Genomic DNA, 13,610 nt, shown 5'->3' on the forward strand with positions numbered 1-13,610 from the left:
ATAAAATCTGAACAGTTATTTCTTTATCGCCACCGGTTTGGTTGCCGGCGGTCCAGTCAATAATCCGTCGTCAAACCTCGATGACCGCGCCGATTCACTCGGGCGAATGAAAGCTCAGGCTGTAATTCACCGCTTTGTTGCCGGGGTCGAGGATGTCCAGGGAGATATGGATCGGCGTCTGCGACGGCATTTCACTGACCCCAGCCAGCTCACCGCTCAGGTATTCGGCGGGCTTGAAGCGCCGACTGGCGATCAGGTTGCCGTTCAGGTCGGCAAAGCGCAGTTCCAGCAACGGAAACGGCTGGGAGAACGTCGCGCGGTTATAGATGATTGCATCCACCACCAGCGCGCCGGCGAATTCAGGATGGCTGCGCACCACCAGGTTGCTGCTCTTGATGTGCGCGATATCGACCCGTGATGGCACCGTGCAGCCCAATGTCGGGCACAGTTGCTGGAACCACGGGCGATAGGCGTCCTGGCGCGCCAGGTCGTCGAACTGGTAGGCAATGTACTGGCCGGCGAGGCCGGCGGCGGCGATCAGCACCAGCAACAGCCAGAGCAGGCGACGGCCCCAGCTTGACGGGCGTTTGCCGGCGTACAAGTGCAGCGGGTCATCTTCGAGGTCCTGCAGCAGTTCGTCGTGGGCGCTGGCGGCGCTGCGCGAGCGCTTGCGGCCTTGGGGGCGCTCGTCGGGTTCCGGCGCGTCCACGTCGTCGCTGACCGCGCTCACGGGTGGGTCGAGTTCGTCGTCTTCATCGGCAGGTGTGGAACGCAGCGGCGGTTCATCGTCGATGTCGTCGGTGGCGAGGGACATCGACGGTTCGGTGCGCTGTTTAGTCGCAGGGGCATTTGCCGGTTCAGGTTCGTCTTCGGGCGCTTTGGCGCGTTCTTCAGGCGGTTCGCTGAACAGGCTGGCGGCCCATTTTTCTTCCTCGGCCTTGATCGTGTCGCGGCTGGCGCTGAGGGCATCTTCCTTTTTGCGTCGGTCGGCGCTGCCTTGTCGGCGTTCCGCGCCCAGCGGCTGGGTGTGTTGAATCTCGCGGCGTTCCAGCTTGGCCAGTTCTTTGTCCAGGTCCAGGTTGTCCAGGTCCAGCTCTTGCGCCGTCCACTGTTTCTGGCTGATCGCCCGCGGCGCCTCGGCGGCGTGCTCCGCTGCGGCCGGCTGTTCAGGCTTCGGCGCTTGCGCGTGGGCGCGCTGCTCCAGTAACTGGCGCGCGGCGTTGAACACTTGCAGGCACGAGCCGCAGCGCACCACGCCGCGCGCCACGTTCAACTGAGCGTGGCTGACGCGAAAGCGCGTTTGGCAATGGGGACACTGGGTGACGAAACTGTCGGTCATGCGGCCATCCGATTCAGGCAAGCGCTCATTCTAGCGCCGACGCCCGCTGATGCGTACCCAGCCATCACGATTGGCGATCGGGTCGAGCTCGAAATCCTGGGCGTAGGCCGCAGCCACGTCTTCACCCTGTTCGGCGAGGATGCCCGACAGCGCCAGGCGGCCACTCGGCTTGACCAGGCTCGACAGCTGCGGCGCCAGGGCCACCAGCGGGCCGGCGAGGATATTGGCGACCAGCACATCGGCCTGCACCTGGGGCAATTGCTCCGGCAGGTACAGTGGGAATTTGCCTTCAGCAATGTGGTTGCGCCCGGCGTTATCGCGGGAGGCTTCCAGGGCCTGTACGTCGATATCGGTGCCGACGGCTTCCTTGGCGCCCAACAACAGGGCGGCAATCGCCAGAATCCCCGAGCCGCAGCCGAAGTCCAGCACGTGGCAATCGTTCAGGTCCTGGCCGTCCAGCCATTCCAGGCACAGCGCGGTGGTCGGGTGCGTGCCGGTGCCGAACGCCAGGCCCGGGTCCAGCAGCAGGTTCACCGCGTCAGGCTCGGGGGCGGCGTGCCAGCTCGGCACGATCCACAGGCGCTGGCCGAAACGCATCGGCTGGAAGTTGTCCATCCAGCTGCGTTCCCAGTCCTGGTCTTCGATGATTTCGCTGTGGTGCTCGGGCAGCGGGCCGCCGGTGAGCAGTTCCATATGGGCCAGGACGCTGGCGGCATCGGTGCCGTCTTCGAACAGGGCCAGCAAGTGGGTGTGGGACCACAGCGGGGTGGTGTTGAGTTCCGGCTCGAAGATCGGCTGGTCTTCGGCGTCCATGAAGGTCACCGAGACGGCGCCCACTTCAAGGAAGGCGTCTTCGTAGGTTTCGGCTTGTTCTGGGCTGATGGCGAGACGGACTTGCAGCCAAGGCATGGCGGGCACCTTTGAAAAAATGAGTGTGCAGCGGGGAGGGCTGCGAAAGCGCGCAAGTTTACGCGAGCGTGGAGAAGAAGACGACTGTACTGACAGTACGCCGACCAAATGTGGGAGGGGGCTTGCCCCCGATGGCGGCAGCTCAGTCATAGATTAGGTGACAGACCCACCGCTATCGGGGGCAAGCCCCCTCCCACATTTGGACTGTGTACATCTTCAAAATGGAGGGGCCACAAACAACAAAGCCGCCCGAAGGCGGCTTTGTTGGGTGGAGCACTTACTGGTTGGCCAGTTTGTGTTCCAGGTAGTGAATGTTCACACCACCTTCGCAGAAGCCTTCATCGCGGACCAGATCCCGATGCAGCGGGATGTTGGTCTTGATGCCGTCGACCACGATTTCGTCCAGGGCGTTACGCATGCGGGCCATGGCCTCGTCGCGGGTGGCGCCCCAGGTGATCAGCTTGCCGATCAACGAGTCGTAGTTGGACGGAACCTTGTAGCCGCTGTACAGGTGCGAATCGACGCGAACGCCGTTGCCGCCCGGTGCATGGAAATGCTTGACCAGGCCTGGACTCGGGATAAAGGTTTTCGGGTCTTCGGCGTTGATCCGGCACTCCAGGGAGTGGCCGTGGATCTTCACGTCGTCCTGGGTGAAGGACAGCTCGTTACCGGCGGCGATGCTCAGCATCTCCTTGACGATATCGATACCGGTGACCATCTCCGAAACCGGGTGTTCTACCTGTACGCGAGTGTTCATCTCGATGAAGTAGAAACGGCCGTTCTCGTAGAGGAACTCGAAGGTGCCGGCGCCACGGTAGTTGATGTCGATGCACGCCTTGACGCAACGCGCCAGGACTTCCGCACGGGCTTTCTCGTCGAGGCCCGGTGCCGGTGCTTCTTCCAATACCTTCTGGTGACGACGTTGCAGCGAGCAATCGCGGTCGCCCAAGTGGATGGCGTGGCCCTGGCCGTCGGACAGCACCTGCACTTCCACGTGACGTGGGTTGGTCAGGTACTTCTCCAGGTAGACCATCGGGTTGCCGAACCAGGCAGCCGCTTCGGAGCGCGTCTGCTTGGCCGCTTCGATCAGGTCTTCTTCCTTGTGTACCACGCGCATGCCGCGACCACCGCCGCCGCCTGCGGCCTTGATGATCACCGGGTAACCGACTTCGCGACCGATGCGCAGCGCAGTGGTCTCGTCCTCGGGCAGCGGGCCGTCGGAGCCTGGAACGGTCGGCACGCCGGCCGCGATCATGGCGTCCTTGGCCGAAACCTTGTCACCCATCAGGCGAATGGTCTCGGCTTTCGGGCCGATGAAGGCAAACCCGGATTTTTCCACCTGTTCGGCGAAATCGGCGTTTTCCGCGAGGAAGCCGTAGCCCGGGTGGATGCCATCAGCGCCGGTCACTTCCGCAGCGGCGATGATGTTCGAGACTTTCAGGTACGAGTTCGCAGCCAGTGGCGGGCCGATGCAGATGCTTTCGTCCGCCAGTTTCACGTGCATCAGTTCGGTATCGGCCGTCGAGTAAACAGCGACGGTCTTGATGCCCTCTTCCTTACAGGCGCGCAGGATACGCAGCGCGATCTCGCCGCGGTTGGCGATCAGGACTTTTTGCAGTTTCTTCGCAGGTTTCAACATCGAAGGCGCTCCGCGGTTCAAACGATGGTGAACAGCGGCTGGTCGTACTCAACCGGCTGACCGTTTTCTACCAGAATGGATTCGATGACACCGGCTTTTTCGGCCGTGATGTGGTTCATCATTTTCATCGCTTCCACGATGCAGATGGTGTCGCCTTCTTTCACGGTTTTGCCGACTTCAACGAAGGCTGGCGAACCCGGTGCCGGGGTGCGGTAGAACGTACCGACCATTGGCGACTTGGCCACGAAGCCGTTCAGCTTGGGCGCAGCAGGCTCGGCGGCGGCGACAGGCGCAGCGGCGACCGGAGCGGCAGCGGCAGGTGCCGGTGCTTGCATCTGCGGCGCGTAGAATTGCTGGGCCGGGGTCTTGCTGTGACGGCTGATGCGTACAGACTCTTCGCCTTCCTTGATTTCCAGCTCGTCGATGCCGGATTCTTCCAGCAGTTCGATCAGTTTCTTAACTTTACGGATATCCATGAATCGTCAACTCCCAAGGGTCGGTCAGGGGCGCTTGGCCGGTTGTTCAAGTTGTTCCAGGGCGGCCTCCAGGGCCAGTCGATAACCGCTGGCGCCAAGGCCGCAGATCACACCTACCGCTACGTCGGAGAAGTAGGAGTGATGGCGGAAAGGTTCGCGTTTGTACACGTTCGACAAATGCACTTCGATGAATGGGATGCTCACCGCCAGCAGCGCGTCACGTAATGCAACACTTGTGTGCGTAAAAGCGGCGGGATTGATCAGAATAAAGTCCACGCCTTCGCCGCGCGCGGCATGGATGCGATCAATCAATTCGTACTCGGCATTGCTTTGCAGGTACAGCAAATGGTGGCCGGCTTCACGGGCCCGTCGCTCCAGATCGAGGTTGATCTGTTCCAGGGTCACTGCCCCGTAGACGCCCGGTTCGCGGGTGCCGAGCAGGTTCAGGTTGGGTCCGTGAAGAACCAGTAAGGTCGCCATCGGCTGTTCCTTGTTATTGATGTGGGTACGGCAGAACCCGGCGACTATGCCGCAAAGCGTTTATGACTGTCCAGTTCTATGCAGTAGGCAGCACGATTAGCGAGGATTGCGCGAAATTTGTGACTGCGGCCCAGGATCCGGTCATTGGTAATACCGTCTTGAAACCTGTGGCGATCAAATGTGGGAGGGGGCTTGCCCCCGATAGCGGTGTGCCAGTCTCAATATCTGCAACTGATCCACCGCTATCGGGGGCAAGCCCCCTCCCACATTGGTTCTTCGCATGGCGCTAGATCGGGTCAGACGCGGAAGGCTTGGACGGCGGTGTTGAGTTGGCCGCCCAGCACCAACAGGTGTTCACCCTGGCTGCGGCCCTGGCCGATGCGCAGCAGGTTGTCCTCACCCAACTGATGAATCCGTTCGCTGTTATCGCGAATCTCACTCACCGCACCGCTCTGCTGCGCGGTCACATCGGCGATACGCACGGAGGTGTCGGAAATGGTCTGGATCGCCCCGACGATTTCATCCAGCGCGCCGTCGGCCGCTTGTGCTTGCTGGGCGGTGGCTTCGGCGTGTTCGACCTGCGCGCGCATGCCTTCCACCGACTGGCGGGCGGCGGTTTGCAGGCCGGCGATGAGGCCCTGGATTTCGGCGGTGGCGCCAGCGGTGCGCTGGGCCAGGGAGCGCACTTCGTCGGCGACCACGGCAAAGCCCCGCCCGGCGTCTCCGGCGCGGGCGGCTTCAATGGCGGCATTGAGCGCCAGCAGGTTGGTCTGGTCGGCGATCGAGCGAATCACCGTCAACACGCCGCCGATGGTCGCGGACTCTTCGGCGAGTTTCTCGATCATCTGCGCGTTTTGCTGCACTTCGCCCACCAGCGCATGCAGCCCGGTCAGGCTCAGGCCGATCACCCGCTGGCCGTGCTTCACCGCCTGGCCCGCGCTGCGGCTGGCGCCGGCGGCCTGGCTGGCGTCCCCGGCGACTTGTTGAATGGTCGCTTCCAATTCGCCCAACGAATCGCGGATCTGCGCGGTGTCCCCGGCCTGCCGTTCGGCGCCATCATGCAGGCCGCTGCTCAGCTCGGCCAGGGCGCGGCTGCTGCCGGCGACTTCCTCGGCATTGCCGCGAATGGTGCCCACCAGGTCCACCAGGTAGGCGCGCAAGCGGTTGAGGGAGGCTTCGATGTCGCGCAGTTCGCGGTTTGTCTTGCCCAAGGCAATCGGTTGGCTGAAGTCGCCTTCGGCCCAGGTCGACAGGGCCGGTGCCAGGTTGGTCAGCACCCGTGCCAGGCGCCGTTGCAGGGTATCGATCAGCAGGGCGATCAGCAGGATCAGGCCGATCATCACCCCTTGCATCAGGCGCACTTCGCCCTGGATCTTTGCGTGTTGCGCCCGCACGACGGGCTCCAGGCCGGCGATGGCCTGTTGCACACCGGCGATTTTCAGGTGGGTGCCGGCGGCGAGGTCGGCGCGCCGCTGGATCTGCTCGCGGGTACGCTTGAGTTCGGCCGGGTAGCGGGTCAGCAGGCTGTTGAGTTCGCGCTTGAGGTCGACGCCGGTGTCTTGTGTTTCGGTTTTTTCGCTGTTTTCCAGGCCCATCAGCGCCGAAAAGTCATCGGTGTTCGAACCGGCGTTGGCCTTGACCCCAAGTAAGGGCAGTTGCTCCAGCAGGTCGGCCTGGCCGCGGATATTGCTGACTTCGCGCTCCACATCGTCCGCCAGTTCGGCGCGCCCGCTGCTCACCAACTTGTCGCGGGCCAGGGATAGCTTGCCCAGGTGTTGGGACGCCGCCAGCAGCGGCGGCAGGTAGCGCGCTGCGGCGGGCGAATCGACGCCGATGGCGTACTGGCTCAGTTGCTCGAGGTTCGCGCCCAGTTCGCGCTCGGCCTGCAACAGCAGCGCTTGCGGGTCGCCGGCCAGTTTGCCGGCGGCGAGCAGGTCGGTTTTGCTGAAGGTGTCCAGCTCCTTCAGGCTGGGGCGCAGGCTTTGTGCGAGGTCGGCGGGCAATTCGTCCAGGTGCTGCAGCAGGCTTTCCAGGCTCTGGCTGGCGCTGCTCAAGCGCAGGGCGTCGCCGCTGGCGAGGTAGTCGTCGATGTTGCGTGCGGCCTGGTTCTGGAAGGTCTGCGACAACCCCAGGTAGCGTTCCATCAGCAAATAAGGCCGTTCCAGCGCGCGTTGCGACCACCAGAGCGTCGCCCCGAGTGCCAGGCACACGGCCACCAGAAGGAGGGTATTGAGATTGGTCAGCAGCTTCAGGCGCATGCGTGGTTTCAACCGACAGCAAAAGTTAAGTGCCTGAAGTTATTGCGTTTCTATTACAAAGTTATGACGGAATCGCTGGATTCTGGTGAAAAGATGGCACTTTGACTTGATGTGTGCGCGGCTTGAACCCGATTGCGTCCGGCATCCTTGGCGCGGTACAGCGCCTCGTCGGCTTGGGCGGCCATCATCAGGCTGTCGGAATCGTCGCACAGCTCCACCAGCCCGGCGCTGAAGGTACACCACAAGTCATGCGGCTGGGCCGGGTAGTGAATTTCGGCAAAGCGCCCACGGATTTCATCCAGCACCTTGCAGGCCGATTCCAAGTCGGTATCGGGCATCACAATCGCAAACTCTTCACCGCCGTAGCGGCCGATGTAGTCGGTCTTGCGCAAGCGCTGTTTGAGGAACAGCGCCAGGCTCTTGATCACGCGGTCGCCCATGGGGTGGCCGTGGCTGTCATTGACGCGCTTGAAGTGGTCGATGTCGAGCATGGCAAAGCTCAACGGCTTATTCTCGCGACGAGCGCGGAAGGTGCAGTCTTCGAGCAATTGCAGGATATGGGTGTGGTTGTACAGGCCGGTCAGGCTGTCGCGCACCATCCGCGCCTTGAGGTTGCGCGCACGGGCCGCGCGGTTGCGCACGGTGGTGATCAGGTGGCGCGGCTTGATCGGCTTAGTGAGGAAGTCGTCGCCGCCTTCGCTCATGGCGTCCAGCTGTTTATCCAGGTCGTCTTCGGCCGACAGGTAGATGATCGGCACGCTGACGTACCGGTCGTTATGACGAATCACCTTGGCCAGTTCGGTGCCGGTGCAGGCGGGCATGTACATGTCGAGGATGATCAGGTCGGGCTGGAAATCCGCCAGCTCGGCCATGGCCTGGATCGGCTCGATCAGCGTGCGGGTGATGATGCCGGCGCTGTTGAGCAGGCGCTCGGTGTGCAGCGCCTGGGCCCGTGAGTCGTCGATGATCAGCACTTTATAGGGGTCGTATTGGGCGACGCAGGTCAGCACTTCGATCTTTTCCAGCAGGCTCGAGGCTTCCAGCGTGCCGGTCAGGAACTCCTCGCCGCCGGCGCGCACGGCGGCGAGGCGGGTCGGGGTGTCGGTTTCATGCAGGCTGAAAAACAGCAACGGCAGCTTTTGCTCCAGGCCTTGCTGGGCCTCGGCGGCCAACTGGAGGCCGAGGCCCGGGCCGCAGAAATCCACGTCCATCACAATCGCCGACGGCAGGCGCTCGGCCATCGCCACGCGATACGCCGCCACGTTGTCCAGGGACTGGGCGCTCAGGCCAAAGAATTCCAGCTGCTTGGCCAGACGCTCGGCGCGATCATGATCGGCCAGCATCACGTAGATCGGCTTGCGCATCGGCGGCAGGAAGGTTTGCTCAAGCTGATCGCCCTGGCGCAGGCCGGTGCGGGACAGGCGTTGCATCAAGCGGTTGATTTCGGTGATCAGTTGACTGCTCAGGCGGCCGCGATTGGCGTCCACCGCTTTGAGCGACTCGCCGATGTGCTGCGCCAGTTGGCCGTGTTCGGGCTGTTCGAAGCGTTCGGCGAAGCGCAGCAGGCGCAGGTTGGCTTCGCTGAGTTCGGAGAAGTCGGCGTCGGACCATTCGCTGCGTTGCAGGCGCTGCCAGATCTCAAGAATTTGACGTGCCTGATGAATTACCCGCTGGGCAAAGTGCTGCTTGAGACGCTCACGGCTGGGGTCTTCTGGCTCGGTCATATCCTGACTACTAGTGAAGGTGCGTGCTGAGGTCGACTGGTGGCTCTATGCTAGCACCTCTTTTCGGTTACATGAGTGTCATACGTCAATTAACTGCGAGTCCCTGGCATTCATTTAGTGACTAATTGGTCGTGCAGCGGAAAAGGCGCGCATCCTTTATAGTCGAATGCCCCCTGGGCGTCCGTTGGATCATAGTTGTAGGGCGAAAAGCCCCGCATTGACGGGCACGATGGGGTAGGGTTGCTGTCGGAGTGTTTGAACGCACGCCGTCGATTGAAGTGCATGAACTCAAGTGATTGAAAGGATATCGCCATGCTGGACTGGAAAAACCGTGCAGGCAGTGCCAAAGGCCCCGCCCCTGAACCCAAGTCGGCCAACCGCAGCTATTTGCGTAGCGTGCTGATGAGCCGAGCGGTGCTCAGCGTACTCGGCTTGTATCTGTTGGTCACCGGTGCTTTGGGTTGGTACTGGAGCGAAGAGCCGGCGCTGTTCCCGGTCCAGCAGAACGCCCAGCTTGCCGCTGAAAAGGAAGGCAAGCAGATGGTGTTGGGTTACACCACCGTGGAAACCCTCAAGACCGTGGCCGGCACCTTGCTCAACAAGCCCGGGGGCTATATTTCCAACGACCGTTTCCCGCCGGGCCTGTGGATGGACAACATGCCGAGCTGGGAATACGGCGTACTGGTGCAGGTGCGCGACCTGACCCGCGCCTTGCGTAAGGATTTCGCCCGTTCCCAGTCGCAGTCGGCGGAAGACGCCGACCTGGCGAAGGCTGAGCCGCGTTTCAACTTCGACAACAAGAGCTGGGTGCTGCCTTCCAGCGAGTCGGAGTACCAGGAAGGCATCAACTCCCTGAATCGCTATGAAGTGCGCCTGTCCGACCCGAACCAGCGCGGCGCCCTGTTCTACGCGCGCGCCGACAACCTCAACAACTGGCTGGGCGATGTCGCCACGCGCCTGGGTTCGTTGTCGCAACGTCTGTCGGCCAGTGTCGGCCGGGTCAAGCTGAACACCTCACTGAAAACCGAAGCGCTGGCGCCGGGTGAAGTGCCGCAGCTCGATGAAGAAGTGGTGGAAACCCCATGGATGCAGATCGACAACGTGTTCTACGAAGCCCGCGGCCAGGCCTGGGCCTTGTCCCATCTGTTGCGCGCCATCGAAGTCGACTTTGCCGACGTGCTGGCCAAGAAGAATGCGACGGTCAGCGTGCGCCAGATCATTCGTGAACTGGAGGCTTCGCAAGAGCCGGTCTGGAGCCCGATGATCCTCAACGGCAGCGGCTTTGGCATATTGGCCAACCACTCGCTGGTGATGGCCAACTACATTTCCCGGGCCAACGCGGCGGTGATCGACTTGCGTCAGTTGCTTAACCAAGGGTGATGATGGACGTGACTCAAAAGGAGGCCGCGCACCGCGCAGCCTCCGATGCGGAACTGATCTGCTGGGTCGACGAGCACGACAACCCGCTCGGCGCCCTGGTGCGCTCCGACCTGCGCCAGCGCGGCCTGATCGGCCGTTGCACCTTTATCTTCCTGTTCAACTCGGCAGGTGAACTGTGCGTACACCGACGCACCCTGAGCAAAGCCCTGTACCCCGGTTTCTGGGACACGGCGGCAGGCGGGATGGTGGCGGACGGCGAGAGTTATGCCGAGTCGGCCGCCCGCGAGCTTGCAGAAGAGCTCGGCGTGGGCGGGGTGGAGTTGGTCGAGCATGACCATTTCTACTTCGAGGACGGCGACAGCCGACTTTGGTGCAGATCCTACTCCGCCGTGTGGGACGGTGCGCTGTGCCTGCAGCCTGAAGAAGTCATGGAAGCGCGCTTTTTACCCCTTGAAATTGTCCTGCAGGAAGCGCAACAAAAGCCCTACTGCCCTGACGCGCAAGAGGGCTTGCGGCGCTATCTGGCCTCACGTCGCTAAAGTTGTATAAATTGGCGCGATTTGGCTCTTAGCAAGTGAGCTTTTTGTGGTTACACTGCGCGACTTTTCACCCGAACCACCCTTGTTCCACCCCCTGATTCCTGTAGGAGCGAGCTCGCTCGCGAAAACCTCAAGCGCGCTGTGGGCATCCTGAATGTCCGCGTCATCGTTGGCGATCTTCGCGAGCGAGCTCGCTCCTACAGGAATCGGGGGCAATGACATGGGGGGGTCGGTAGCGCTGCCCCTGCCTGAGTGGGGCTTCGCGGTCGGCAACCGCCTGAGCGTTTGCCGATCAGTCTTTGTCCTCACAAGAGGATTGCCGGTGGCCAAAAAAGCCGCATCCTTCGCCGCCCTCGGTGGCCTGGTATTTTCCACCGACGCAGGTCGACACTGCCCGGACTGTCGTCAGCCCGTGGACGCCTGTACCTGCAAACAAACCCTGATCCCCGAAGGCGACGGCATTGCCCGCGTGCGACGCGAGAGCAAAGGCCGTGGCGGCAAGACGGTGACCACCATCACCGGCGTACCGCTGGCCGAAGATGCGCTGAAGGAACTCGCCACCACGCTGAAAAAGCGCTGTGGCACCGGTGGCGCGTTGAAAGACGGGGTCATCGAGATCCAGGGCGATCACGTCGAGTTGCTGTTGGCCGAGCTGATCAAGCTCGGGTACAAGGCCAAGAAGTCCGGCGGCTGACAGCCTCTTTCCAACCAGTGTCTAAACTCTGTCCTGCGAGTGGGGTCTGACCTTACTCACAGGCAAATCGTCATTTTCATTCTTTAGACTGCGCCAGCCTCCAACGAGGGGCGGCGCCTTCGACTTCATTTATAGGGGACTTCAATGTCCGTACGACGCACACGCAAAGACGATGGCAGCCAATGGACAGTTGCGGACAGCCGCAGTGTTTACGGGATTCGTCATTGGGGGGCCGGGTATTTCGCGATCAATGATGCCGGTCGCGTTGAAGTCCGTCCGAACGGCCCGAAAAGCACGCCTGTCGACCTGTACGAGCAAGTCGACGAGCTGCGCAAAAGCGGCTTGTCCTTGCCGCTGTTGGTGCGTTTTCCCGACATCCTGCAAGACCGCGTGCGCCAGTTGACCGGTGCGTTCGATTCGAACATCGAGCGTCTGGAATACCAGAGCAAATACACCGCGCTGTACCCGATCAAGGTGAACCAGCAGGAGGCGGTGATCGAAAACATCATCGCCACCCAGGACGTGTCCATCGGCCTGGAAGCCGGCTCCAAGCCGGAACTGCTGGCCGTGCTGGCCCTGGCGCCGAAAGGCGGGACCATCGTCTGCAACGGTTACAAGGACCGCGAATTCATCCGCCTGGCGCTGATGGGCCAGAAGCTGGGTCACAACGTGTTCATCGTGATCGAGAAAGAGTCCGAAGTTGAGCTGGTGATCGAAGAAGCCGCCAACCTCAAGGTCAAGCCACAGGTCGGCCTGCGCGTGCGTCTGTCGTCCCTGGCGTCGAGCAAGTGGGCCGACACTGGCGGTGAGAAATCCAAGTTCGGGTTGTCGGCGGCGCAACTGCTGTCGGTCGTCGAGCGCTTCCGCGCCGCCAGCCTGGACCAGGGCATCCGCCTGCTGCACTTCCACATGGGCTCGCAGATCGCCAACCTGGCCGACTACCAGCACGGGTTCAAGGAAGCCATTCGTTACTACGGCGAACTGCGCAACCTCGGCCTGCCGGTGGACCACATCGACGTCGGCGGCGGCCTGGGCGTGGACTACGACGGTACTCACTCGCGCAACGCCAGCTCGATCAACTACGACATGGACGACTACGCCGGTGTCGTCGTGGGCATGCTCAAGGAGTTCTGCGACGCGCAGAGCCTGCCGCACCCGAACATCTTCTCCGAGAGCGGCCGTTCCCTGACCGCCCACCACGCCATGCTGGTGGTGCAAGTCACCGACGTCGAGAAACACAACGACGAAATGCCGCAGATCGAGAACAAGGAAAACCTGCCGGAAACCGTGCAATGGTTGGTGGACCTGCTCGGCCCGACCGACATCGAGATGGTCACCGAAACCTACTGGCGCGCCACTCACTACATGAGCGACGTGGCCACCCAGTACGCCGACGGCAAACTGACCCTGGCGGAAAAAGCCCTGGCTGAACAGTGCTACTTCGCCGTGTGCCGCCGCCTGCATAACTCGCTGAAAGCGCGCCAGCGTTCGCACCGCCAGGTGCTCGACGAACTCAACGACAAGCTGGCGGATAAATACATCTGCAACTTCTCGGTGTTCCAGAGCCTGCCGGACACCTGGGCCATCGGCCAGGTATTGCCGATCCTGCCGCTGCACCGCCTCGACGAAGAACCGATGCGCCGCGCGGTATTGCAGGACTTGACCTGCGACTCCGACGGCAAGATCAAGCAATACGTCGACGAGCAGAGCATCGAGACCAGCCTGCCGGTACACGCGCTGAAAGAGGGCGAAGACTACCTGCTGGGTATCTTCCTGGTCGGCGCCTACCAGGAAATCCTCGGTGACATGCACAACCTGTTCGGTGACACCGACTCGGTGAACATCTATCAGCGTGAAGACGGTTCGGTGTACAGCGCCGGGATCGAGACCCACGACACCATTGAAGACATGCTGCGTTATGTGCACTTGTCGCCGGAGGAGTTGATGACGCATTACCGTGACAAGTGCGCGAGCGCGAAGATCAGTGCCAGCGAGCGCACGCAGTTTCTGGATGCGTTGCGCTTGGGCCTGACGCGTTCGTCTTACCTGTCCTCCTAAGCACCCATCCTTGTAGGAGCGAGCTTGCTCGCGAAAAACGTTCAGGCAACACGGGCATCCAGACAGCCCATGTCATCGTTGACGATCTTCGCGAGCAAGCTCGCTCCTACAGTG

Annotated in this window: 11 protein-coding genes; 4 read left to right on the top strand and 7 right to left on the bottom strand. The window is 62.0% G+C overall.

Annotated elements, in window-relative coordinates; genetic code table 11:
- Nucleotides 1–94 precede the first annotated feature (94 nt).
- From PverR02_RS03185 to PverR02_RS03215, 7 genes are all read right to left on the bottom strand, one after another.
- Nucleotides 95–1,339, bottom strand: coding sequence for a DUF3426 domain-containing protein (locus tag PverR02_RS03185; protein ID WP_046384851.1), 1,245 nt, complete (start codon nt 1,337–1,339; stop codon nt 95–97).
- Nucleotides 1,340–1,369: 30 nt separating this feature from the next.
- Nucleotides 1,370–2,248, bottom strand: a complete 879-nt coding sequence (gene prmA, locus PverR02_RS03190) for a 50S ribosomal protein L11 methyltransferase (RefSeq protein ID WP_079442749.1) — start codon at nt 2,246–2,248, stop codon at nt 1,370–1,372.
- A 277-nt stretch (nt 2,249–2,525) separates the two neighbouring features.
- Complete coding sequence (gene accC, locus PverR02_RS03195; RefSeq protein WP_017849667.1) at nt 2,526–3,887, bottom strand: acetyl-CoA carboxylase biotin carboxylase subunit; 1,362 nt, start codon at nt 3,885–3,887, stop codon at nt 2,526–2,528.
- Between the two features lie 17 nt (nt 3,888–3,904).
- The gene (gene accB / locus PverR02_RS03200; protein WP_017849666.1) at nt 3,905–4,363 is read right to left on the bottom strand and encodes an acetyl-CoA carboxylase biotin carboxyl carrier protein; all 459 of its coding nucleotides are present in this window, start codon (nt 4,361–4,363) and stop codon (nt 3,905–3,907) included.
- A gap of 24 nt (nt 4,364–4,387) precedes the next feature.
- Nucleotides 4,388–4,843, bottom strand: coding sequence for a type II 3-dehydroquinate dehydratase (gene aroQ / locus PverR02_RS03205; protein ID WP_017849665.1), 456 nt, complete (start codon nt 4,841–4,843; stop codon nt 4,388–4,390).
- Nucleotides 4,844–5,139: 296 nt separating this feature from the next.
- The gene (locus PverR02_RS03210; RefSeq protein WP_046384849.1) at nt 5,140–7,101 is read right to left on the bottom strand and encodes a methyl-accepting chemotaxis protein; all 1,962 of its coding nucleotides are present in this window, start codon (nt 7,099–7,101) and stop codon (nt 5,140–5,142) included.
- A gap of 53 nt (nt 7,102–7,154) precedes the next feature.
- Entirely contained in the window at nt 7,155–8,825 is a 1,671-nt protein-coding gene (locus PverR02_RS03215) for a response regulator (RefSeq protein ID WP_057005975.1), read from the bottom strand.
- 402 nt (nt 8,826–9,227) lie between these two features.
- Between PverR02_RS03215 and PverR02_RS03220 the strand changes: the two genes are divergently transcribed.
- The 4 genes from PverR02_RS03220 to speA all read left to right on the top strand — a co-directional run bounded on the left by PverR02_RS03220 (nt 9,228) and on the right by speA (nt 13,496).
- Complete coding sequence (locus tag PverR02_RS03220; protein WP_371928174.1) at nt 9,228–10,205, top strand: DUF2333 family protein; 978 nt, start codon at nt 9,228–9,230, stop codon at nt 10,203–10,205.
- A 2-nt stretch (nt 10,206–10,207) separates the two neighbouring features.
- On the top strand, nt 10,208–10,744 hold the full coding sequence (locus PverR02_RS03225) for an NUDIX hydrolase (protein WP_079442750.1): 537 nt from the start codon (nt 10,208–10,210) through the stop codon (nt 10,742–10,744).
- A 322-nt stretch (nt 10,745–11,066) separates the two neighbouring features.
- Nucleotides 11,067–11,438: a translation initiation factor Sui1 gene (locus PverR02_RS03235; RefSeq protein WP_017849660.1), complete on the top strand. Its 372-nt coding sequence runs from the start codon at nt 11,067–11,069 to the stop codon at nt 11,436–11,438.
- 144 nt (nt 11,439–11,582) lie between these two features.
- Nucleotides 11,583–13,496 (top strand): arginine decarboxylase, encoded by a 1,914-nt coding sequence (gene speA, locus PverR02_RS03240; RefSeq protein WP_057005974.1) that lies wholly within the window; start codon nt 11,583–11,585, stop codon nt 13,494–13,496.
- Nucleotides 13,497–13,610 lie beyond the last annotated feature (114 nt).

This window comes from Pseudomonas veronii (genome assembly GCF_002028325.1).
GTDB lineage: Bacteria > Pseudomonadota > Gammaproteobacteria > Pseudomonadales > Pseudomonadaceae > Aquipseudomonas > Aquipseudomonas veronii.

What these genes read in the sequence shown, in the direction of transcription:
- PverR02_RS03185 (WP_046384851.1), bottom strand. Translation starts at nt 1,339, where the DNA reads ATGACCGACAGTTTCGTCACCCAGTGTCCCCATTGCCAAACGCGCTTT.
- prmA (WP_079442749.1), bottom strand. Translation starts at nt 2,248, where the DNA reads ATGCCTTGGCTGCAAGTCCGTCTCGCCATCAGCCCAGAACAAGCCGAA.
- accC (WP_017849667.1), bottom strand. Translation starts at nt 3,887, where the DNA reads ATGTTGAAACCTGCGAAGAAACTGCAAAAAGTCCTGATCGCCAACCGC.
- accB (WP_017849666.1), bottom strand. Translation starts at nt 4,363, where the DNA reads ATGGATATCCGTAAAGTTAAGAAACTGATCGAACTGCTGGAAGAATCC.
- aroQ (WP_017849665.1), bottom strand. Translation starts at nt 4,843, where the DNA reads ATGGCGACCTTACTGGTTCTTCACGGACCCAACCTGAACCTGCTCGGC.
- PverR02_RS03210 (WP_046384849.1), bottom strand. Translation starts at nt 7,101, where the DNA reads ATGCGCCTGAAGCTGCTGACCAATCTCAATACCCTCCTTCTGGTGGCC.
- PverR02_RS03215 (WP_057005975.1), bottom strand. Translation starts at nt 8,825, where the DNA reads ATGACCGAGCCAGAAGACCCCAGCCGTGAGCGTCTCAAGCAGCACTTT.
- PverR02_RS03220 (WP_371928174.1), top strand. Translation starts at nt 9,228, where the DNA reads ATGAGCCGAGCGGTGCTCAGCGTACTCGGCTTGTATCTGTTGGTCACC.
- PverR02_RS03225 (WP_079442750.1), top strand. Translation starts at nt 10,208, where the DNA reads ATGGACGTGACTCAAAAGGAGGCCGCGCACCGCGCAGCCTCCGATGCG.
- speA (WP_057005974.1), top strand. Translation starts at nt 11,583, where the DNA reads ATGTCCGTACGACGCACACGCAAAGACGATGGCAGCCAATGGACAGTT.